Source organism: Salinicola endophyticus (assembly GCF_003206575.1).
In the GTDB taxonomy this organism is placed as follows: domain Bacteria; phylum Pseudomonadota; class Gammaproteobacteria; order Pseudomonadales; family Halomonadaceae; genus Salinicola; species Salinicola endophyticus.
Window position 1 is genome coordinate 632,482 of record NZ_PZJO01000004.1, and the last position, 20,329, is coordinate 652,810.

Consider the following 20,329-nt stretch of genomic DNA (forward strand, 5'->3'; position numbering starts at 1 on the left):
GGCACTGGCCTCCGGCGTATCATGCCTTGCAGGGGTTGGCGCGGGGTACAGGCGCTAGAAGGTGCTGGCCGCACGATATCGACAGGGAGCGCGGGGTTCGCCGCGCCATCGAGAGGGATTGCGGCGCTCGCCGCACTACTGAGAGGGACTGCGGCTATCGCCGCATAAGGAGCGAGTCATGACGCAAGCCGTCATTACGGCGACGGGCCTGTTCACGCCGCCGGAGTCGATCGACAACGCGGCGCTGGTCGCCAGTTTCAACACCTGGGTGGATGCCGAGAACGCCCGCCACGCCGAGGCCATCGCCCGCGGCGAGCGCGAGCCGCTGGCCCACTCCAGCGAGGCGTTCATTCTCAAGGCGTCGGGCATCGAGAGCCGCTACGTCATGGAGGCGAGCGGTATCCTCGATCCCGCGCGAATGCGCCCGCGGATCGAGGAGCGCGACAACGCGGCGCTCTCGCTGCAGGCCGAGATGGGCCTGGCGGCGGCGCGCCAGGCGCTCGAGCAGGCCGACATCCGCGCCGATCAGCTCGATCTGATCATCGTCGCCTGCTCCAATCTGCAGCGCCCTTATCCGGCGGTGGCGGTCGAGCTGCAGGCGGCACTGGGGGCCGGTGGCTATGCCTTCGACATGAATGTGGCCTGCTCCAGCGCCACCTTCGCCATCGACATGGCGACCAATGCCATTCGCGCCGGGAGCCTCGAGCGGGTGCTGGTGGTCAATCCCGAGATCTGCTCGGCGCATCTCGATTTCCGCGATCGCGATAGCCACTTCATCTTCGGCGATGCCTGCACCGCGGTGCTCCTGGAGGCGGACCATCTGGCTCGCGAGCGCGAGCACTTCACCGTGCTCGGCACGCGTCTGACCACGCGCTTCTCCAACGCCATCCGCAATAACTTCGGCTTCCTCAACCGGCTGGCTGACAGCAGCGCCGATGACAAGCTGTTCGTGCAGGAGGGGCGCAAGGTGTTCAAGGAGGTTTGCCCGATGGTGGCGGAGCTGATCCTCGAGCATCTGGAGAGTCAATCTCTCACCGGCGAGTCGGTCACCCGGCTGTGGTTGCACCAGGCCAACCGCCACATGAACGATCTGATCGCGCGTAGGGTGCTGGGACGCGAGGTGAGCGAGCATGAGGCGCCGATCATCCTCGATCGCTACGCCAATACCAGCTCGGCCGGCTCGATCATCGCCCTGCATCTGCATCGTGACGACCTCGAGGAGGGCGATGTGGGGGTGGTGTGTTCGTTCGGCGCGGGCTACAGTGCGGGCAGTGTCATACTGCGTAAAGGGAATGCGTGTTGATGAAATCGATCCATTGGCTGAGCGGCGCCGCTGTCGCTTTGGCGCTGGGGGGCTGTGCCTCCAGCGGTGAGAACAGCAACCCACAGGATCCGTGGGAAGGGTTCAACCGTGGCGTCTATCAGTTCAACGACACGCTCGACCGCTATGCGCTCAAGCCGGTCGCTCAGGGCTACAAGGCGGTAACCCCCGAACCCGTGCGCGACAGCGTCGGCAACTTCTTCTCCAACCTCGGCGAGATCCGCACCGCGTTCAACAGCGTGCTGCAGTGGGAGTGGGGCAATGCCGGGACGGCGTCGGGCCGCTTCGTCATCAACACCATCCTGGGTGTCGGTGGTCTGCTCGATCCGGCCACGCGCATGGGGCTCGACGAGAACGAGGAGGACTTCGGTCAGACGCTGGCCGTGTGGGGTGTCGATTCCGGCCCCTATCTGGTGCTGCCCGTGCTCGGTCCGAGTACGGTGCGCGATACCAGCGGTCTGCCGCTCGACATCTACACCTATCCGGTGACCTACGTCGAAGATGACAAGGTGCGCTACGGTCTGACCTTCCTGCGCTACGTCGACCTGCGCGCGAGTCTGCTCGATCAGGAGTCGCTGATTCAGGGCGATCGCTACAGCTTCATCCGCGATGCCTACCTGCAGCGGCGTCAGTTTCTGATCAGCAACGGCAAGGCGGGCAAGGACCCGTTCGCCAACGGTGACTTCGGCAACGATTTCAAATACAGCGAAGACGACTTCGCCGAGTGACCTCGTGTCCAAAACGTTGAGCGATGAGCCCGTGATCGGCGTGATCGACCTGCAGGGACGGGAGCGCGAGATGCTGGTGGGCGAGATCGCCCGCCTTGGCGTGCGCGTGGTGGCAGCGCACTCCCTGGCGGCGCTGCCGGGCGCCTGCGATCTGATCGTGGCGCACGTGCGTGCGGTCTCGCACGACGGCTGGCAGCTCCTGAGCCAGGGGCAGCCGACCATCGTGGTCAGCGAGAGTCGCCGCGACGGCGATCTGCACAAGGCGATGGATGCCGGGCTGATCGACTATCTGGTCGAGCCGCTGGCGCATGCCGACATTCTGCGCCGGCTGGTGTGCCGAGCACTCGATCTCGACCGCCTGGCGCGCGCCCACGCCGAGAGCCGGGCAGAGCTTCAGTCGCTCAACGACCGTCTCGAGCAGCATCTGGAGATCCTGCGCGAGGATCAGCGCGCCGGTGGTCACGTGCAGCGCAAGCTGCTGCCGCCACCGGGTATGACCCACCGCGGCGTGCGCTGCGACTACTGGTTTGCGCCTTCGCTCTATCTCTCCGGGGATTTTCTCGATTTTCAGCGCTGCGACGAGCGCTACAGTTTCTTCTATTTTGCCGACGTCGCCGGACACGGTGCCTCCTCGGCATTCGTCACCGTCCTGCTGAAGTATCTCTGCAACCGTTGGCTGTCACAGTGGCGCACGCTGCTGCCGGAGGCGTTTCCCTCGCGCTGGCTGGGTGAGCTCAATCGCGAGCTGCTGGAGACCGGTATCGGCAAGCACGCGACGATCTTTGCCGGGGTACTGGACCATGAGCGCCATTTTCTGCACTATGCGCTCGGCGCTCAGCTGCCCATGCCGATCCTCGTCAGCGAGGAAGGGGCGAGCTACCTGGGCGGAGAAGGGCCGCCGGTGGGGTTGTTTCCGGATGTCGAGTACCCCATCTATGGTTGTCCGCTACCCGAGCGATTCCAGCTCTGGTTCTGTTCCGACGGTGTGCTGGAGTGCCTGCCGGCGGCTTCACTGGATGCGCGGCTCAAGGAACTCGAGCGTCGCGTGACACGTTGTACCCGCGTCGATGATCTGAAGGATGGATTGGCGCTGGGAGATCAACTGCCGGATGATCTCAGCATGATGACACTGAGTGGTTTCGAGCATGATTGAAGGGCGAATCAAGGCGGCCTTCGACTCGGGCGTATTCGTGCTCAAGCTCTGCGGCGACGTCCGCTTGACGCTGTGCGCGACGCTCGATGCCGAGGCGCAGCGGCTGGCGGATCTGCCGGGCCTGCGTGCGGTCATGATCGATCTGCGTGAAGCGACCAACGTCGACTCTACCGCCCTGGGCTTCCTGGCCAAGGTGGCACTGGCGGTGCGCGGGCGGCTGGAGCAGCCGCCGACGATCGTGGCCGAGCATCCCGACGTCCGGCGCATGCTGGACGTGATGGGCTTCGCGCGCTACTTCACCCTGGTGGAGGCGCCGCTCACCGAGCCGGCCGAGCTCGCCGAGCTGCCCCATGTCGAGGCTGACGAGAAAGCCATTCAGCAGCGCATTCTCGAGGCCCATCGTATTCTCATGCACATGAGCGAGCACAATCGGCACGAGTTCCAGCCGCTGATCGAGCTGCTCGAGTCCCAGCACGCCAAGGCTTCCCCTCACTGACTCGGTGAGTCCGCGGGGCTCGGGGCTGTCGCGCGCGCCTGCGCCGGTGTCACTGGCCTGGCAGGGATGCTGACCGTGTCTCTCTTCCTGCGCCCCCGCGACCCCGTCTCGGGTGAGCGTGATCATCGCTCCGGCATTCCGGCCGGGGCCCGGCGGCAGTCGCCGTCATCTTCAGGTGTCGTCATCGACCGTGCCAGCGGCATCGCTGGCCGTTGGCCGCAATGGCTGGCTTGGCGCTACCGCCGCCCGCGGTCGTGTGTCTCTCATCCGCTCGCCGCAAGGAGGAAGTCGTGTTGTCGAGGAGTCTAACGTGACGCCGCTGAGCGCGCGTCGTCTGGCGCTGCTGGTGGCCGCCAATACTGCCCTGGCACCGCTGGCGATCGATGCCTATCTGCCCGCTATGCCGGCGCTGGCGGCCTCTGTCGGCGCCAGTGTTCACCATACCGAGCTATCGCTGAGCGTGTTCCTGCTCGGCTTTGCCCTGGGGCAGCTGGTATGCGGGCCGCTCTCCGACCGGTTCGGCCGCAAGCCGGTGCTGATGGCGGGGTTGGGGGTCTTCCTGCTCGCCAGCCTGGCGCTGACCCAGGTCGGCTCGCTGGCCACGCTGTGGGGCTGGCGCTTCGTCCAGGCCCTGGGAGGAGGCGCCTGCGTGGTCAACTCCGCGGCGATCGTGCGTGACCGCTTCAGCGGGCGCGAGGCGGCCAAGGTGATGTCGACCATGGTGATGATTCTGATGATGGCGCCGCTGGTGGCGCCGGCCCTGGGCAGCGCGCTGCTGCACCTGGCCGATTGGTGGCTGATCTTTCTGTTCCTGGCACTCTATGCGGCCTTCGTGCTGTGGCTGCTGGGACGCTTTCTGCCCGAGACCCACGGGCGTGATCCCGAGGCGCCCTCGGTGGGGCAGATCCTGGGCAACTACCGCAGCGTGCTGCGTCATCGTGAGGCGATGGGCTATATCGGTGCGGTATCGATGTCATTCGCCGGGATGTTCGCCTTCATCACCGGCTCGCCTTATCTCTATATGGAGCACTACGGGCTTTCGACCACGCTCTATCCCTTCGTGTTCGGTGCCAACATTCTGATCATGGCCTCCTCCAGCCGGCTCAACATTCGTCTGCTCAAGCGCCGCACGCCGCAGCAGAACCTGCTGCTGGGGCTCGGCGTGCAGTTGAGTGCGGGCATCGGTCTGGTGGCGCTGGTCGCCTCGGGGCTGGATTCGATCTACAGCGTGGCGCCGCTGATGGTGGTGTTCGTCGGCATGCAGGGGCTGATCAGTCCCAACGCCATGTCATCGATGCTCGATCATTTTCCGCGCATGAGTGCTACCGCGACGGCGCTTCAGGGCTGCCTGCAGTTCACCTGCGGGGCGGTCGCGGGGGCGCTGGTCGGAGCTTTCGAACTGGCCAGCGCCTGGCCCACGGTGTTGACCATGCTCGGTGCGACCCTGCTGGGTAACATCGGCGTTCGCGTGCTGTCGGGCCCAGCACTCAAGCGAGCGTCGTCGCCCGCCGCCTGAAAGGCAGTTGGTGCCGGCTGTCGCCCTGTGCCTTGGCGGCGGATCGTTCATCATCCCGTCCCTGATCCTCCCTCCCCAGACCGTTCGGCCACGCCTGCGTGGCCGATCTTTCTCGCCTCCAACGCTGTTTACCCAATACGTGCAAGCAGTTACGTGGCCTGACGCTTGTCATCCTGTTGTCATCTAGGGTTGGCAGTGTGGGTGCCGCGAAGGTTGCAGCCGGTAGGCGAGGCTGCTCTCTAGACCATCGGCGATCGCCAGCGGGCTGCGGTCGTACGGTGGTTTTTCGTGCTCCTGACGCACCGATGTCGCCGAATGTCACTTTTCAGAACGATGACAGGGCTGTCATAAAAGTGTCACGCATCCGACGTAACGTGGCGTCCTGAGAGTGCTGACAACCTTCGCAACGTCGTTATCGCACACGCATCCATCCAAGGTGGAAACAGGATATCGCTATGCTCAAACATGTCTTCGCTACGCTCGTTTCCGGGTCCCTGATTCTGGGCGCCGCCGCTGCCCAGGCCCAGGAAGCCATTACTGGCGCCGGCGCGACCTTCCCGTATCCGGTCTACTCCCAGTGGGCGGATGCCTATCAGGACAAGTCCGGCGTTGGCCTCAACTACCAGGCCATCGGTTCCGGCGGCGGCATTCAGCAGATCACCGCCAAGACCGTGACCTTCGGGGCCAGCGATGCGCCGATGACCAAGGAAGAGCTGGACAAGAACGGCCTGCTGCAGTGGCCGATGGTCATGGGCGGTGTGGTCGCGGCTTTCCACGTCGATGGCATCGACGGTGCGATCAATCTGGACGGCAAGACGCTGGCCGACATCTACCAGGGCAAGATCAGCCGCTGGAACGACGAAGCCATCGCCAAGCTGAATCCGGACATGGAACTGCCCGACACCAAGATCACCCCGGTCTACCGTGCCGAAGGGTCGGGTACCAACTTCCTGTTCACCCACTACCTGTCGCAGGTCAGCCAGGACTTCGCCAATACCGTGGGTGAGGGCAAGTCGGTGGCATGGCCGGCGGGCGTCGGTGCCAAGGCCAACGCTGGCGTCGCCAGCCAGATCGCCAACACCAATGGCGCTATCGGCTACGTCGAGTTCGCCTACGCTGCCCAGAACGACCTGCACCTGGTGCACCTGAAGAACAAGGCCGGCAAGACCGTGGCACCCGACATGGATTCGTTCATGGCCGCTGCCGCCAACGCCGACTGGAAGAACGCGCCGGGCATGTACCTGGTGCTGACCAACCAGCCGGGCGACAACAGCTGGCCGATCACCGGTGCCTCTTTCATCCTGATGCACAAGCAGGTGCAGAACGTGGATGCCGCACGCCAGGCGCTGGAGTTCTTCGACTGGGCCTACAGCAACGGCGACAAGATGGCCAAGGAGCTCGACTACGTGCCGATGCCGAAGAACGTGGCCGACATGGTTCGTGAGAGCTGGAGCGAGATCAAGGGTCCGAACGGCGAGGCCGTCTGGAAGCAGTAATCCCTTGAGTCCCGATCGCGACGGCGAGTGGTCCGCTGCTCCCGTCGCGATCGTGTATCGAACGAGCATCCATGCAACAAGCGCGTTAGCAACCAACGCGCATGCAAAGACACAGTACTGCCGCTACCTCCGGCGGCAGCGTGGCAAGCCGACGAGGAACTGACATGGCCACCCCCCAAGCGATTCAAACCGGCGGCGGTCTGGGCGGACTGAGCGAGGCCACCCGTAAGCGGCTCCAGCGCAAGGCGCGCATCGATGTATGGTTCGAGCGCGTACTGTTCGCCTTCGCCTTCGCGGTGCTGCTGCTACTCGGGGCGATCATCGCCTCACTGATCGCTTCCAGCTGGCCGGCGCTCGAGCGCTACGGTCTGGAGTTCTTCACCGAGAATCGCTGGGCGGCCAACGTCGAAGTGTTCGGCGCCTTGCCCGCCATCTACGGAACCCTGCTGACCTCCTTCATCGCGATCGTCATCGCGGTTCCCATCTCATTCGGCATCGCCATCTTCCTGACCGAACTCTGTCCGAACGTGCTGCGCCAGCCCCTCAGTACGCTGATCGAGCTGCTGGCCGGTATTCCTTCGATCATTTACGGCATGTGGGGGATGGAAGTGATGGCCCCACTGCTGCGCACCTGGTTCCCCTCGGTATTTCCTGCCGGGACCGGACTGGCCACGGCCGGTATCATTCTGGCGGTGATGATCATCCCGTTCATCACGGCAGTGAGTCGCGACGTCATCAATACGGTGCCGGCGGTGATGCGTGAATCCGCCTACGGCCTCGGCTGCACCACTTGGGAAGTCGCCCGCCGGGTCATCCTGCCTTCGGTCAAGCGTGGCCTGGTGGGGGGTGTGGTGCTCGGGCTGGGACGGGCCCTGGGCGAGACCATGGCAGTGACCTTCGTGATCGGCAACAACCTGTTCCTGAACCCCACGCTCACGGGACAGGGCACCTCGATCGCGGCCCTGATCGCCAACCAGTTCTCCGAGTCGGACGGTACCCAGCGCTCGGCGCTGCTGGCGCTGGGCCTGATTCTGTTCCTGATCACCTTCGCCGTGCTGGCGTTCGCGCGCTATCTGCTGCGCAACAGCACCGGTCGCCACGCCTGAGCCGAGAGGAGAGAGACGATGCAGACCCAAATGACGCCGCTCTATCGCCGGCGCAAGCTGCTCAACCGACTGGTCATGGCCGCCTGTATCGGCGCCACCCTGATCGGGTTCGTGTTCCTGTTCGCGATCATTCTGACCCTGGTGACCAAGGGGCTCGGCGCGATCTCGCCGTCGATCTTCATCGAACGGACACGCATGAATGGTGGCGGCCTGGGCAACGCGATCTGGGGCACCTTCATGATGACCTCGCTGGCCACCATCCTGGGCACCGTGATCGGCGTGGCCGCGGGTACCTGGCTGGCGGAGTACGGCAACAAGGGCCTGCTGCCCAAGGTGATCCGCTTCATCAACGATATCCTGCTGTCGGCACCCTCGATCATCATCGGCCTGTTCATCTACGCGGTGGTGGTGGTGCCCATGGGCAGCTTCTCCGGCTGGGCTGGGGTGCTGTCGCTCACGGTGATCATCGTGCCGGTGGTGATCCGGTCCACCGAGGACATGCTGCGCCTGATTCCCAATTCGCTGCGCGAGGCGGCAGCGGCGTTGGGTGCCCACCGCTGGTGGATCATCGTGCGCGTCTGCTACAGCGGCGCACGTGCCGGTATCCTGACCGGTATCCTGCTCGGGTTCGCGCGTATCAGCGGCGAGACGGCGCCGCTGCTGTTCACCTCGCTGAACTCCAACCAGTGGAACTTCTTCAATCTCGACAACGAGATGGCCAACCTGCCGATGACCATCTACCAGAACATGACGATCAACGCTTTCATTCCCGATTTGGTATCGCTGGCCTGGGGTGGGGCACTGATACTGACGGCCGCCATTCTGATTCTCAACATCGCGGCGCGTTACTTCTCGCGTCAACGCTCCTGACTTTCCGCTAAGAGACTGCCATGACCGTCGATTTCAATCTAAACGCCAACCCGAACGCTGCCGAGGCGCCGAATGCGTCCCAGGCACGGGCCGCGTCCAAGCTTCGTGTCAAGGACCTGAACCTCTACTACGGCCAGTTTCAGGCGCTCAAGGACATCACCATGGAGATCCCCGAGCGCCAGGTGACGGCGTTCATCGGTCCCTCCGGGTGCGGCAAGTCGACCCTGATCCGCTGCTTCAACCGGATCCACGATCTCTACGAGGGAATCCGCACCGAGGGACAGATTCTGCTCGACAGCCACGACATCTATGGCTCCGGGGTCGACCTGAACCTGCTGCGTGCGCGCATCGGCATGGTGTTCCAGAAGCCGACGCCGTTCCCGATGACGGTGTTCGACAATGTCGCCTTCGGGATTCGTCTCTACGAGAAGCTTTCCCAGCGCGAACTGGAGGAGCGGGTCGAGTGGGCGCTGCGCAAGGCGGCACTGTGGGAGGAGGTCAAGGACAAGCTCAAGCAGAGCGGTCAGGCGCTCTCCGGTGGTCAGCAGCAGCGTCTGTGCATTGCGCGCACCATCGCGGTGAAGCCGGAGGTGATCCTGCTCGACGAGCCGACCTCCGCCCTCGATCCGATCTCCACCGGTTATATCGAGGATCTGATCAACGAGCTCAAGAAGGACTACACGATCGTCATCGTGACCCACAACATGCAGCAGGCGGCGCGAATTTCCGATATCACCGCCTTCATGTATCTGGGTAGCCTGATCGAGTGCGACGATACCACCAAGATCTTCACCCAGCCCAAGGAGAGCCGCACCGAGGACTACATCACCGGCCGTTACGGCTAAACCTCGCTGGCATGGCCTTGCGCCCCGGTCGTCTGCGGCCGGGGCGCTTGCGTTTCTGGTCCTCGCGGTCGTAGCTCCCTTCGGCCTGTGGCAGCGGTACCCGAGGTCGTTCTCGAGGTCGGGCCCGAGAGTTGACCTGAGTCAGCGAACGCCACGACGGTTCGTGGTAGTGTCTGGCGACACAGGACGTGCCACAAGGATGGGCTGACCATGTCGCCAGGGCAGGAACCGGCGTTTCGCAACATACCCTTTCATCTGATGCTGACACTGGCATCACTGACGATCATCGTGTCGGGCCTGCGCGCGGCCGAGGCGCTGATCATTCCCATATTGCTGTCGATCTTCATAGCCGTGATCTGCGCTTCGCCGGTGCACTGGCTCTATCGCCGCGGCATGAATTCCTACGCCGCGGTGCTGATCACGCTGCTGATCCTGGGCGGATTGCTGGCACTGTTCGGCACGCTGCTGGGCAACAGTGTCGCCATGTTCATGGAGCGCTGGCCCGAGATGCAGCAGGAGCTGCAGGGGCACTATCTGAATCTGCTTGAGTGGCTGGCGCACCAGGGGATGTCGGTCTCGCCGCGGGAGCTCTCCAGTATGATCGACGACTCCCAGGATCAGGGCTGGATCTCGGCCTTTCTGAGCGGGCTGGGGGTGGTGCTGTCGCAGAGCCTGGTGATTCTGCTGATGGTCAACTTCATGCTGTTCGAGACGCTCGACTTCCGCCAGAAGGTGGCGCGTGCGCTGGCCAATCCGGGGCCCAGTCTGGAGCGCTTCACCGAGTTCAGCTACAACCTCAAGCGCTACATGGCGGTCAAGACGGTGGTCAGCCTGATCACCGGGGCACTGGTGACACTGGCGTCCTGGCTGGTGGGGGTCGAGTTCGCACTGTTGTGGGGCTCGCTGGCCTTCATTCTCAACTACATCCCCAACATCGGCTCGGTGATCGCTGCAGTGCCGCCGGTGCTGCTGACCCTGGCGACGCCCGGCGGTGGCATGGTCGAGGCGCTCACGCTCTCGGGCGCCTATCTGGCGATCAACTTCGTTCTCGGCAACCTGGTCGAGCCGCGGGTCATGGGGCGCACCATGGGGCTGTCGACGCTGGTCGCCTTCCTTTCGCTAGTGGTATGGGGCTGGATTCTGGGGCCAGTGGGGATGCTGCTCTCGGTGCCGCTGACGATGACGCTGAAGATCGCGCTGGACAGCCATCCCGAGACGCGCTGGATCGCCAAGATGCTGGGGCCTTCCGAGCGCCGCCGGCGGCGGCTGCGCAAGACCCAGCAGGCGCTGGATGAGCTAGAGGAGGAGCTCGATCCCTAGTCTTTGACGAGACGTACGGACAACCAAAAAGCCGCCCCGGGGAGGGCGGCTTTTTGTCGAGCGCTGCTGATTTTCATCCAGCGCTGCTGCTTTCTATCCAGCACGGCTGGTGCTGGCTGGGGATCAGCCGTTCTGCTCGATGAACTGGGTCAGCTGCGACTTGGACTGTGCGCCGACCAGCGAAGCGACCTTGGCGCCGGACTTGAACAGCATCACCGTGGGCACGCCGCGCACACCATGTTCGGAGGCGATCTCCGGGGCATCGTCGACGTTGACGCTGACCACCTTGATGTCGTCGGCCTTCTCATCGGCCACCTCATCGACCACCGGGGCCATCATCTTGCACGGGCCGCACCACGGGGCCCAGAACTTCAGCAGTACCGGCTTGTCGGACTGGAGCACTTCCTGTTCGAAATTCGCGGTGGTGACATCGACGTTGTTGGACATGCGGTAACTCCTGTAGACATTGCGCTCGCGAGAGAGCGTATGGGTGCGATGTTAGCCCTTGGCCAGGGTGCTGGCAAATCGCCGTGGTTATGGCATCGATAGCGTCAGGTTATTAAAGCTTCGTTTTTCATGCCCGAAAAACGTGTGCGATCGCCGCTTCACCCCTCGTCACTTATAGCGTAAAGTAATCGCAAACCATTTTCTTATGCCATTGTGCGTTACGCATCGTCACGAGGTCGCTCATGAAGCTCCAGCAACTGCGCTACATCTGGGAAGTGACGCGCCACCAGCTCAATGTGTCGGCCACGGCACAGAGTCTGTTCACCTCGCAGCCGGGGATCTCCAAGCAGATCCGGCTGCTGGAAGACGAACTCGGTGTCGAGATATTCGCGCGCAGCGGCAAGCACCTGACCCGGGTAACGCCGGCGGGGGAGGCGATCGTCGAACTCGCCGGCAAGGTGCTGCGGACGGTCGACGATATCAAGCATGTGGCCCAGGAGCACAGCGACGAACGCCGCGGCAGTCTGGCCATCGCCACCACCCATACCCAGGCGCGCTACGTGCTGCCCGGGGTGATCGGCGAGTTCCGCCAGCAGTATCCTGACGTGGCGTTGCACATGCAGCAGGGTACGCCCAAGCAGATTGCGCAGATGGTCAGTGAGGGGACGGCGGACTTCGCTATCTGCACCGAGTCCCTCGAGCTCTTCAACGATCTGGTGCTGCTGCCCTGCTATCGCTGGAATCGCTGCGTGCTGATGCCCAAGGATCACCCGCTGGCGAGTGGTGAGCTGACTCTGGAGCGCGTGGCGGAGCATCCGCTGGTCACCTATGTGTTCGGCTTCACCGGGCGCTCCCAGCTCGACGACGCTTTCAAGTCCCGGGGCCTGACGCCCAACGTGGTACTGACGGCAGCCGACTCGGATGTGATCAAGACCTATGTGCGGCTGGGGCTGGGGGTCGGCATCGTCGCCCATATGGCGGTCGACCCGGAGGCCGATGCCGATCTGGTCGCGGTGGACGCTTCGCATCTGTTCGAGAGTTCGACCACCAAGATCGGCATCCGCCGCGGCACCTTCATGCGCAGTTACATGTACGACTTCGTCAAGCGTCTGGCGCCGCATCTCGACCGCGACACCGTCGAGGCGGCGCTGGCGGCGGGGCCTCGCCATGAGGGGGAGCTGTTCAGGGATGTGGAGCTGCCGGTGCTCTAGGCACCAAGACCCACAGCACGCATAGCAGGAGCCCGCCATTCGGCGGGCTCCGTCGTTTGGGGCAGGGGTGCCGTGGGTGGCACCGACACTCAATGCTGCAGGTGCAGCCCGCACTCACGCTTGTCTTCCACCTTGGTCGGGTCGAAGTAGTCGAAGTTGTTGGGCAGGTCGTGCGCCTGCAGGTATTGATACATCTGCTTGGCGTTCCAGTGCAGCACCGGGGCTACCTTGAGCAGGCCATCGGCGTTACGCGAGAGCGGCTGCATGCGCGAACGCTCCGGGGTGTCTTCGGCGCGCAGGGCGGTGAACCAGACGTCGGGCGCGGCTTCCGCGAGCGCGCGGCGGAAGGGTTCGAGCTTGACCTCCTCGGTGAAGGCGGCATGGCCAGGATCGTCGATGGTCGGCATCGGCCCTTCGAGCGACTCGCGGTGGGCGCGCGAGCGACGCGGGTGATAGATGCTCAGATTGAGGTCGAGCAGACGGGTCAGCTCGTCGGCGAAGCGATAGGTCGCCGGGGTGTTATAGCCGCTGTCCATCCACACGACCGGGATGTCGGGTCGCACCCGGGTGACCAGATGCAGGATGACCGCCTCGAAGGGGCGGAAATTGGTGGTGCAGATCGCAGTCTGATCCAGACCCAGTGCGAATTCGGTGATCGCCAGCGGGTCGTGGCCGATATCGCGGTTGAGGGCGTCGAGGTCCAATGCCATGGCAAGCTCCTGGGCCGGCGGGCCGGTCGCTCGAGCGGCGCCGCACGGGGTATATAAAAGAGGTAAAACGAATGCTGGCACTCTAGCAACGCGGGTTTTGCATTGACCAATACCGTTTGGTTAGAACGATATATAACGCTTTTGCCATATGTGCGTGCACATCTAGATGTTTTGGTTATTGAGCTGCGGGCCCTCGGCTACCCCCGGTCGGGGGGGCTGTGCAGTCGTCGCACGCGGGCCCCAGGGCGGCCATCAGGCGCCCGATCTTGGCCAGTGTCTCGCGGTACTCCTCCTCCTCGTCGGAGTCCGCCACCACACCGCCGCCGCCCCATAAGTGCAGCGTGTCGCCATCCGCCACCAGGGTGCGGATGGCGATCGAGGTGTCCAGATGTCCGCGGCGGTCGACATAGCCGAGGCTGCCGCAGTAGACGCTGCGCTGGCTGGGTTCGAGCTCGTCGATGATCTGCATCGCCCGCCGCTTGGGGGCGCCGGTGATCGAGCCGCCGGGGAAGGCGGCCGCCAGGAGATCCAGCGCGCTGGCTTCTGGTCTCAGCTCGCCGCGTACCACGCTGACCAGATGGTGGACGTTGGCGTAGCTCTCCAGGGCGCACAGGTGCGGCACATGTACGCTGCCGAAGCGGCACACTCGTCCCAGATCGTTGCGCAGCAGATCGACGATCATCACATTCTCGGCGCGATCCTTGGGGCTCTCTTGCAGCGCCTGTGCCAGTGCCGCATCGGCTTGCGGCGTCTCGCCGCGTGCCCGCGTGCCCTTGATCGGGCGTGTTTCCACCTGCCCGCCGGTGACCCTGACGAAACGCTCCGGGGAGAGCGAGGCGATCGCCTTGTCGTCCCAGCGCAGGTAGCCGCCGTAGGGCGTGGGCGTTGCCTGGCGCAGGCGGCGGTAGGCGTGCCAGGTGTCACCGCGAAAGCGCGCGGTGAAGCGCTGGGCAAGATTGACCTGGTAGCAGTCGCCGGCGTGGAGATAGTCGATCACACGACGGAAGCGCTCGCCGTAGCCTGCGCGGTCGATATCGCCGGTGAATGGCTGCGTCAGTGCGATGTCTTCTCCCTGTGGTGGGGGCGTTGCGAGCCAGCGTTCGACCTGGCGGCGACGTTCGAGGCTGGCCACCAGCCAGCTCCGCTGGGCCTGATGGTCCTGGATCAGGGCCCAGTCGTAGAGTCCCAGGCGGGCGTGCGGCAGATCGGGGCCGGGGCGTGGCTCGGGCGGGTTGCTCTGGGGCTGATGGGCGCGCGCCAGGGTGTAGCTCCAGTAGCCCAGCAGCCCGCCGATGAACGGCAGCTCGTCGAGGGTGCTGGCGAGGGCGTCCGGGATCTGGGGCAGGTCATGCCTCAGGGCATGGGCGAGCAGCTCGCGCTGCGCTGCGAATGGCTCCGAGGAGAGGGGCGGCATGCTGTCATCGCCATGCACGCCGGCGTCGTCCACGCTCAGGGTGTAGAGCGGATCGCTGGTCAGAATGTCGAAACGTCCACCCGGTGCGGCTGGGCGGCCGCTGTCGAGCAGCACGGCGCCCGGCCGCTGGCGCAGCGCGGCGAAGTGGTGGGCAGGGTCGCTGGCGTAGGGGAGCTCGGTGATATCGAGTCGGGGTCGCGCCTCTGGCATGCCTGGGATACTCGGTGCTCTGGGGCTTGCGTGCTTCGCGGGGGCGACGCTAGCCCGGGTAAAAGAAGGGTTAGGCGCGAGTGTATCGGGCGCGGCACGGATGAGCGAGACCCGGCGCGCCCGGTGTGCTCGCCGCCGCCGTATTACCCGCGTGTCGCCATAGGCACTCTCAACCGGCGGCAGTGAGAGTGTGGTAGAGGAGCCGATGGGGCGCTGTGGTGGGGGGCATCATGGCGAGGCGTTAGGGTAGTGCTGTGTTGGATACAGTGAGGACATAGCATTTTCTGCTTGATTGTAGACAATGGTTGTTGGGCGCTTTCTTGTCCTGCGACTAAAGTGGTGTTTCTATGGGCTGTTTCTGATTGCCCTTGCCAGAAATTCTCCCTACCATGATCCTTATTCCAGGTAATTGTTAACAATCAACATGGCTGAAGATATTTCACCAACACCCCAGGGCGATACCGACCTGCCTGAAGTCAGGACGCTGGCCGAGCGGGTGTTTCATCAACTGCAGCGGGCGATCGTGCGCGGGGAGCTACCCCCGGGGACACGCATCACCGAGCCCGAGCTCTCGTCGCGCTATGGCATTTCACGCGGCCCTCTGCGTGAAGCGATGCGCCGCCTCGAGACCTATCGCCTGATCGAGCGCGTGCCGCATGTCGGGGCGCGGGTGGTCAAGCTGTCGATGGACGAGCTGCTGGAGCTGTTCGACGTGCGCGAGGCGCTCGAGAGTATGGCGGCGAGACTTGCTGCCCAGCATATGACAGCGGAAGAGATCGCGGGGTTGCGCGAGGTGCTGGCGGTCCACGAGCGGCAGGGCGACCTGGCCAGCGGTGAGGCCTACTACCAGCGCGAAGGCGACCTCGATTTCCACTACCGGATCGTACAGGGCAGCCACAACCGCATGCTGATGACGATCCTGTGTGACGACCTCTACTACCTGGTGCGCCTCTATCGCACCCAGTTCAGCGCCAGCGGCAAGCGCCCGCAGCGCGCCTTCGTCGAGCACCACCGCATCGTCGATGCGATCGAAGCGGGGGATGCCGAACTCTCCGAGCTGCTGATGCGGCGCCATGTCAGCGCCTCCCGCGAGAACGTGGCGGCGAGCTATGCGCTGACGCTGGACCAGGAAAAGACGGCGCCCGCTGATGCCACGGCGACGTCGGCTCTCCGGCCCGGTCGTTGACGTGGACGTCGGATAGCCTGCGGTGAGCGGTGGAATATGGCGGGTCGCGGATAACGGGCAGCGAGTAGCCGGATCGATATAGAGATGCCAATGACGAAGGAGAGCGAGATGTCGCAATTGACGCCGGGTGCACGTTTCCGTGCCGCCCTCGACGCCCACCGCCCGCTGGCGGTAGTGGGGACGATCAACGCGTATAGCGCCATGATGGCCCAGGCCGTGGGGCATCAGGCGATCTACCTGTCCGGCGGCGGCGTCGCCAATGCTTCGTTCGGGTTGCCCGACCTGGGCATGACGACGCTCAACGACGTCGTCGAGGACGCCCGGCGAATCACCGGCGCCAGCGATCTCCCGCTGCTGGTGGATATCGACACCGGCTGGGGCGGCGCTTTCAATATCGCCCGGACCGTCAAAGAGATGGAGCGGGCCGGCGTTGCCGCGGTGCATCTCGAGGACCAGGTGGCGCAGAAGCGCTGTGGGCATCGTCCCAACAAGGAGATCGTCTCCCAGGGCGAAATGGTCGACCGCATCAAGTCGGCGGTGGATGCGCGTCAGGACGCCGCGTTCTATCTCATCGCGCGCACCGACGCCTTCCAGAAGGAGGGGCTGGCGGCAGCGGTCGAGCGTGCCAACGCCTGCGTCGAGGCGGGGGCAGATGCGATCTTCGCCGAGGCGGTGCACACGCTGGATGACTATCGCGCTTTCTGTGAGGGCGTCGATGCGCCGATTCTGGCCAATATCACCGAATTCGGCGCCACGCCGCTGTTCACCCAGCAGGAGCTGGGGGAGGTGGGGTGTCGTCTGGTGCTCTATCCGCTGTCGGCGTTCCGCGCCATGAACGCTGCGGCGCTCAAGGTCTATCAGGACATTCATGCCAAGGGGCATCAGCGCGACGTGGTCGACATGATGCAGACCCGCGAGGAACTTTACGACTTTCTCGACTACCACACCTATGAGCGCAAGCTCGATGCCCTGTTCGACAAAGGGAATACCGAATAGCTCGATGAGCGCGCCGCGTCCGCACGGGTATGGATGCAGCGTTCCCCACACGCACGCAAGACGAGGGCCGCGGCCGAGCGGCGGGAGAGTGTCATGGCGGAAACGATCAAGAGTACTGGGCTGCGCGGGCAGAGCGCCGGCAACACCGAAATCTGCACGGTGGGCAAGAGTGGCTCGGGGCTGACCTATCGCGGCTACGACATCCAGGAGCTGGCGGAGAAGGCGCGCTTCGAAGAGGTCGCCTATTTGCTGCTCAAGGGTGAACTGCCGACACGCCAGGAACTGGACGGCTACATCTCGCAGCTGCAACGTTCGCGTGGGCTGCCCGAGGCGCTGAAGAAAGTGCTGGAGCAGATTCCTTCCGATGCCCACCCGATGGACGTGCTGCGCACCGGCACCTCGATGCTGGGCAACCTCGAGACCGAGCAGCGGCTCGAAGAGCAGCAAGCGCACGCCGACCGTCTGTTGGCGGTAATGCCCTCGGTGCTCAACTACTGGTATCGCTATTCGCATTTCGGCGAGCGGATCGAGACCGAGACCGACGATACCTCGGTGGGCGGACACTTCTTGCACCTGCTGCACGGCAAGCCTGCCTCCGACCTGCATGCGCGGGTGATGAACGTCTCGCTGATTCTCTATGCCGAGCACGAGTTCAATGCCTCGACCTTCACCGCGCGGGTGTGCGCTTCCACGCTCTCCGATCTGCACAGCTGCGTCACCGGCGCGATCGGTTCGCTGCGCGGGCCGCTCCACGGCGGCGCCAACGAGGCCGCGATGGAGATGATCAGCCGCTGGTCATCGCCCGACGAGGCCGAGCGTCAGATCCTCGGTATGCTCGAGCGCAAGGACAAGATCATGGGTTTCGGCCATGCCATCTACCGTGAATTCGATCCGCGCAGCGCGATCATCCAGGCATGGGCGCGTCAGCTCGCCGAAGACGTCGGCGATACCCATCTCTACGCGGTCTCCGAGCGGGTCGACGAAGTGATGTGGCGGGAGAAGAAGCTCTTCCCCAATGCCGACTTCTACCACGCCAGCGCTTACCACTTCATGGGCATCCCGACCAAGCTGTTCACGCCCATCTTCGTCTGCTCGCGGCTGACCGGGTGGTGTGCACATATCTTCGAGCAGCGCGCCAACAACCGCATCATCCGCCCGAGTGCCGACTATGTCGGTCCCGAGAAGCGCGCCTGGGTACCCATCGAGCAGCGCTGAGACGCTGCCTGCCACGGATCTTCGAGGCGGCGTGTCGGCGTCGCCCTCTTTCCCTTTCCCCCTCTTCTGACGAGGACGCCACTGCATGAGTGCCAATGTCGATCTCAACCAGCGCCCGGATTACGATCCCGAACTGCAGGCCATCGCGGACTATGTACTCGACTACCGGGTAGAGAGCCGCGAAGCGCTGGATACCGCGCGCAACTGTCTGATGGATACCCTGGGTTGTGGCCTGCTGGCGCTGCGCTTCCCCGAGTGCACCAAGCATCTGGGGCCGCTGGTCGAAGGCACGGTGGTGCCCAATGGGGCACGGGTACCCGGGACTCGGCTGACGCTCGACCCGGTCAAGGCGGCATGGGATATCGGCTGCATCATCCGCTGGCTCGACTACAACGACACCTGGCTGGCGGCGGAGTGGGGGCACCCCTCGGACAATCTGGGCGGCATTCTGGCGGTGGCGGATTCGCTCTCTCAGACACGCCTAGCGCGAGGAGAGACACCGCTGACCATGCGTGACGTGCTGGAAGCCATGATCATGGCGCACGAGATTCAGGGCGTACTGGCGCTGGAGAACTCGTTCAATCGTGTCGGGCTCGACCACGTGGTGCTGGTCAAGGTGGCCTCTACCGCGGTGGTGGCCAAGCTGATGGGGGCCGATCGCGAGCAACTGCTGTCGGCACTGTCGCACGCCTTCGTCGATGGCCAGAGTCTTAGAACCTATCGTCATGCACCCAATGCCGGTTCACGCAAGAGCTGGGCGGCGGGGGATGCGACCTCGCGGGCCGTACGTCTGGCCGATATCGCGATGCGTGGAGAGATGGGCATACCCAGCGTGCTCTCGGCACCGCAATGGGGCTTCTACGACGTCCTTTTCAGTAAGACCAACAAGGATCAGGCGCTCAAGCCCGAGGGGGAGCGGCGCTTCCAGGTCAGCCAGGACTATGGCAGCTACGTCATGGAGAACGTGCTGTTCAAGATCAGCTTCCCAGCGGAGTTCCACGCCCAGACCGCCGCCGAGGCTGCGGTGACGCTGCATCCGCAGGTGCGTGACCGGCTCGATGAGATCGACCGTATCGTCGTCACGACTCACGAATCGGCGATCCGCATCATCTCCAAGGTGGGGGAGCTGGCCAACCCGGCCGACCGCGATCACTGTCTGCAGTACATGATCGCGGTGCCGCTGGCGTTCGGTGATCTGATCGCCGAGCACTACGAGGACGACTTCCACCGCGCGCATCCGATCATCGATGAGCTGCGCGAGAAGATGACCATCCAGGAGGAGCCGCGCTACACCCGCGAGTATCTGGAAGCGGACAAACGCTCCATCGCCAATGCCATTCAGGTCTTCTTCAAGGATGGCTCGCACACCGAGCCGGTGGCGGTGGAATATCCGATCGGTCATCGTCGCCGGCGGGAGGCGGGAATCCCGCTGCTCGAGAAGAAGTTTCAGCGCAATCTGGCCACACGCTTCCCGGCCGCGCGCTGCGACACCATATTCAACTTGTGCAAGGATCAGTCGGCACTGGAATCGACCTCGGTTGCCGCCTTCATGGACCTCTGGGTCATCTGAAGCCACCGTCTACCGGGGCGTGACGACGCCCCGGTCTCCCGGGAAACAATGACAGCTTGATGAAGGTGGCGACATTTTTCGCCGCCAGGGGTTGTCAGGCGCCGCCACGCGCCGTAAAGTACACACCGCTGACGCCGAGACAGGTTCTCGGGGTTGGTGGGAAAGCTAGCTAAGCTGTTGAAAAGATTGAATAAATCGATTGACAGCTGGCGATGAGAACGGCAGAATACGCCACTCGCTTTTCCAGGATCGGTTCTCCAGCAGCAACGAGAATCGGGCAGAGATCGACAAGAAAGACGTTGACATCTTCGCCAAGATCCTTAAAATACGCCTCTCCTTACGGCGACCCAGAAAGCAAGCGCTGACAAGCACTTGAATCACTTCGGGTCACGGCAGAAGTCTCCGCTCTCGAGTGAGACGGCTTCAAGTAAGGACGCTCTTTAACAACCGATCAGGTAATTGATGTGGGCGCTTGTCTTGCGTGACGCCAGTCACAGCATATCGAGGCAAGCGACTCGT

Annotated in this window: 17 protein-coding genes and 1 pseudogene; 15 read left to right on the top strand and 3 right to left on the bottom strand. The window is 63.9% G+C overall.

Going from position 1 to position 20,329, the window contains the following annotated elements; translation table 11 throughout:
- Positions 1–178 precede the first annotated feature (178 nt).
- The 10 genes from DOM66_RS12170 to DOM66_RS12215 all read left to right on the top strand — a co-directional run bounded on the left by DOM66_RS12170 (position 179) and on the right by DOM66_RS12215 (position 10,851).
- A complete protein-coding gene (locus tag DOM66_RS12170) occupies positions 179–1,303 on the top strand; it encodes a beta-ketoacyl-ACP synthase III (protein ID WP_110690276.1) in 1,125 nt (374 codons plus the stop codon).
- Positions 1,303–2,049: an MlaA family lipoprotein gene (locus tag DOM66_RS12175; RefSeq protein ID WP_110676164.1), complete on the top strand. Its 747-nt coding sequence runs from the start codon at positions 1,303–1,305 to the stop codon at positions 2,047–2,049. Before DOM66_RS12170 ends, DOM66_RS12175 begins: the two co-directional genes overlap by 1 nt.
- 70 nt (positions 2,050–2,119) lie before the next feature.
- On the top strand, positions 2,120–3,202 hold the full coding sequence (locus DOM66_RS12180; RefSeq protein ID WP_110676354.1) for a PP2C family protein-serine/threonine phosphatase: 1,083 nt from the start codon (positions 2,120–2,122) through the stop codon (positions 3,200–3,202).
- Entirely contained in the window at positions 3,195–3,698 is a 504-nt protein-coding gene (locus tag DOM66_RS12185) for an STAS domain-containing protein (RefSeq protein WP_110676162.1), read from the top strand. Before DOM66_RS12180 ends, DOM66_RS12185 begins: the two co-directional genes overlap by 8 nt.
- Before the next feature lie 310 nt (positions 3,699–4,008).
- Positions 4,009–5,214: a Bcr/CflA family multidrug efflux MFS transporter gene (locus DOM66_RS12190; RefSeq protein ID WP_110690278.1), complete on the top strand. Its 1,206-nt coding sequence runs from the start codon at positions 4,009–4,011 to the stop codon at positions 5,212–5,214.
- A gap of 455 nt (positions 5,215–5,669) precedes the next feature.
- Positions 5,670–6,710, top strand: coding sequence for a phosphate ABC transporter substrate-binding protein PstS (pstS, locus tag DOM66_RS12195; protein ID WP_110676158.1), 1,041 nt, complete (start codon positions 5,670–5,672; stop codon positions 6,708–6,710).
- Positions 6,711–6,874: 164 nt separating this feature from the next.
- Positions 6,875–7,816 (top strand): phosphate ABC transporter permease subunit PstC, encoded by a 942-nt coding sequence (pstC, locus tag DOM66_RS12200; RefSeq protein WP_110690279.1) that lies wholly within the window; start codon positions 6,875–6,877, stop codon positions 7,814–7,816.
- 18 nt (positions 7,817–7,834) lie between these two features.
- On the top strand, positions 7,835–8,686 hold the full coding sequence (gene pstA, locus DOM66_RS12205; RefSeq protein WP_232825235.1) for a phosphate ABC transporter permease PstA: 852 nt from the start codon (positions 7,835–7,837) through the stop codon (positions 8,684–8,686).
- A gap of 20 nt (positions 8,687–8,706) precedes the next feature.
- Positions 8,707–9,531, top strand: coding sequence for a phosphate ABC transporter ATP-binding protein PstB (gene pstB, locus DOM66_RS12210; protein WP_110690280.1), 825 nt, complete (start codon positions 8,707–8,709; stop codon positions 9,529–9,531).
- Positions 9,532–9,741: 210 nt separating this feature from the next.
- Positions 9,742–10,851, top strand: coding sequence for an AI-2E family transporter (locus tag DOM66_RS12215; protein WP_110676152.1), 1,110 nt, complete (start codon positions 9,742–9,744; stop codon positions 10,849–10,851).
- A gap of 123 nt (positions 10,852–10,974) precedes the next feature.
- Here the strand turns inward: DOM66_RS12215 and trxA are convergent.
- A pseudogene (gene trxA / locus DOM66_RS12220) lies at positions 10,975–11,313 on the bottom strand (thioredoxin); the annotation flags it as partial.
- Between the two features lie 227 nt (positions 11,314–11,540).
- Here trxA and cysB point away from each other — a divergent pair.
- Positions 11,541–12,509: an HTH-type transcriptional regulator CysB gene (gene cysB / locus DOM66_RS12225; RefSeq protein ID WP_110676148.1), complete on the top strand. Its 969-nt coding sequence runs from the start codon at positions 11,541–11,543 to the stop codon at positions 12,507–12,509.
- 89 nt (positions 12,510–12,598) lie between these two features.
- Here cysB and DOM66_RS12230 read toward each other — a convergent pair whose 3' ends face one another.
- Together DOM66_RS12230 and pabB are read right to left on the bottom strand one after the other, a co-directional pair.
- On the bottom strand, positions 12,599–13,219 hold the full coding sequence (locus tag DOM66_RS12230) for a phosphoadenosine phosphosulfate reductase domain-containing protein (RefSeq protein WP_106420432.1): 621 nt from the start codon (positions 13,217–13,219) through the stop codon (positions 12,599–12,601).
- Positions 13,220–13,394: 175 nt separating this feature from the next.
- The gene (gene pabB, locus DOM66_RS12235) at positions 13,395–14,843 is read right to left on the bottom strand and encodes an aminodeoxychorismate synthase component I (protein ID WP_110690282.1); all 1,449 of its coding nucleotides are present in this window, start codon (positions 14,841–14,843) and stop codon (positions 13,395–13,397) included.
- Between the two features lie 424 nt (positions 14,844–15,267).
- On the opposite strand from pabB, the gene DOM66_RS12240 reads away from it, so the two are divergent.
- The 4 genes from DOM66_RS12240 to prpD all read left to right on the top strand — a co-directional run bounded on the left by DOM66_RS12240 (position 15,268) and on the right by prpD (position 19,810).
- On the top strand, positions 15,268–16,029 hold the full coding sequence (locus DOM66_RS12240) for a GntR family transcriptional regulator (protein ID WP_110676144.1): 762 nt from the start codon (positions 15,268–15,270) through the stop codon (positions 16,027–16,029).
- A gap of 108 nt (positions 16,030–16,137) precedes the next feature.
- A complete protein-coding gene (prpB, locus tag DOM66_RS12245; protein WP_110676142.1) occupies positions 16,138–17,025 on the top strand; it encodes a methylisocitrate lyase in 888 nt (295 codons plus the stop codon).
- 93 nt (positions 17,026–17,118) lie between these two features.
- A complete protein-coding gene (gene prpC, locus DOM66_RS12250; protein WP_110690283.1) occupies positions 17,119–18,240 on the top strand; it encodes a bifunctional 2-methylcitrate synthase/citrate synthase in 1,122 nt (373 codons plus the stop codon).
- 85 nt (positions 18,241–18,325) lie between these two features.
- On the top strand, positions 18,326–19,810 hold the full coding sequence (gene prpD, locus DOM66_RS12255; protein ID WP_110690285.1) for a 2-methylcitrate dehydratase: 1,485 nt from the start codon (positions 18,326–18,328) through the stop codon (positions 19,808–19,810).
- Positions 19,811–20,329: the final 519 nt, after the last annotated feature.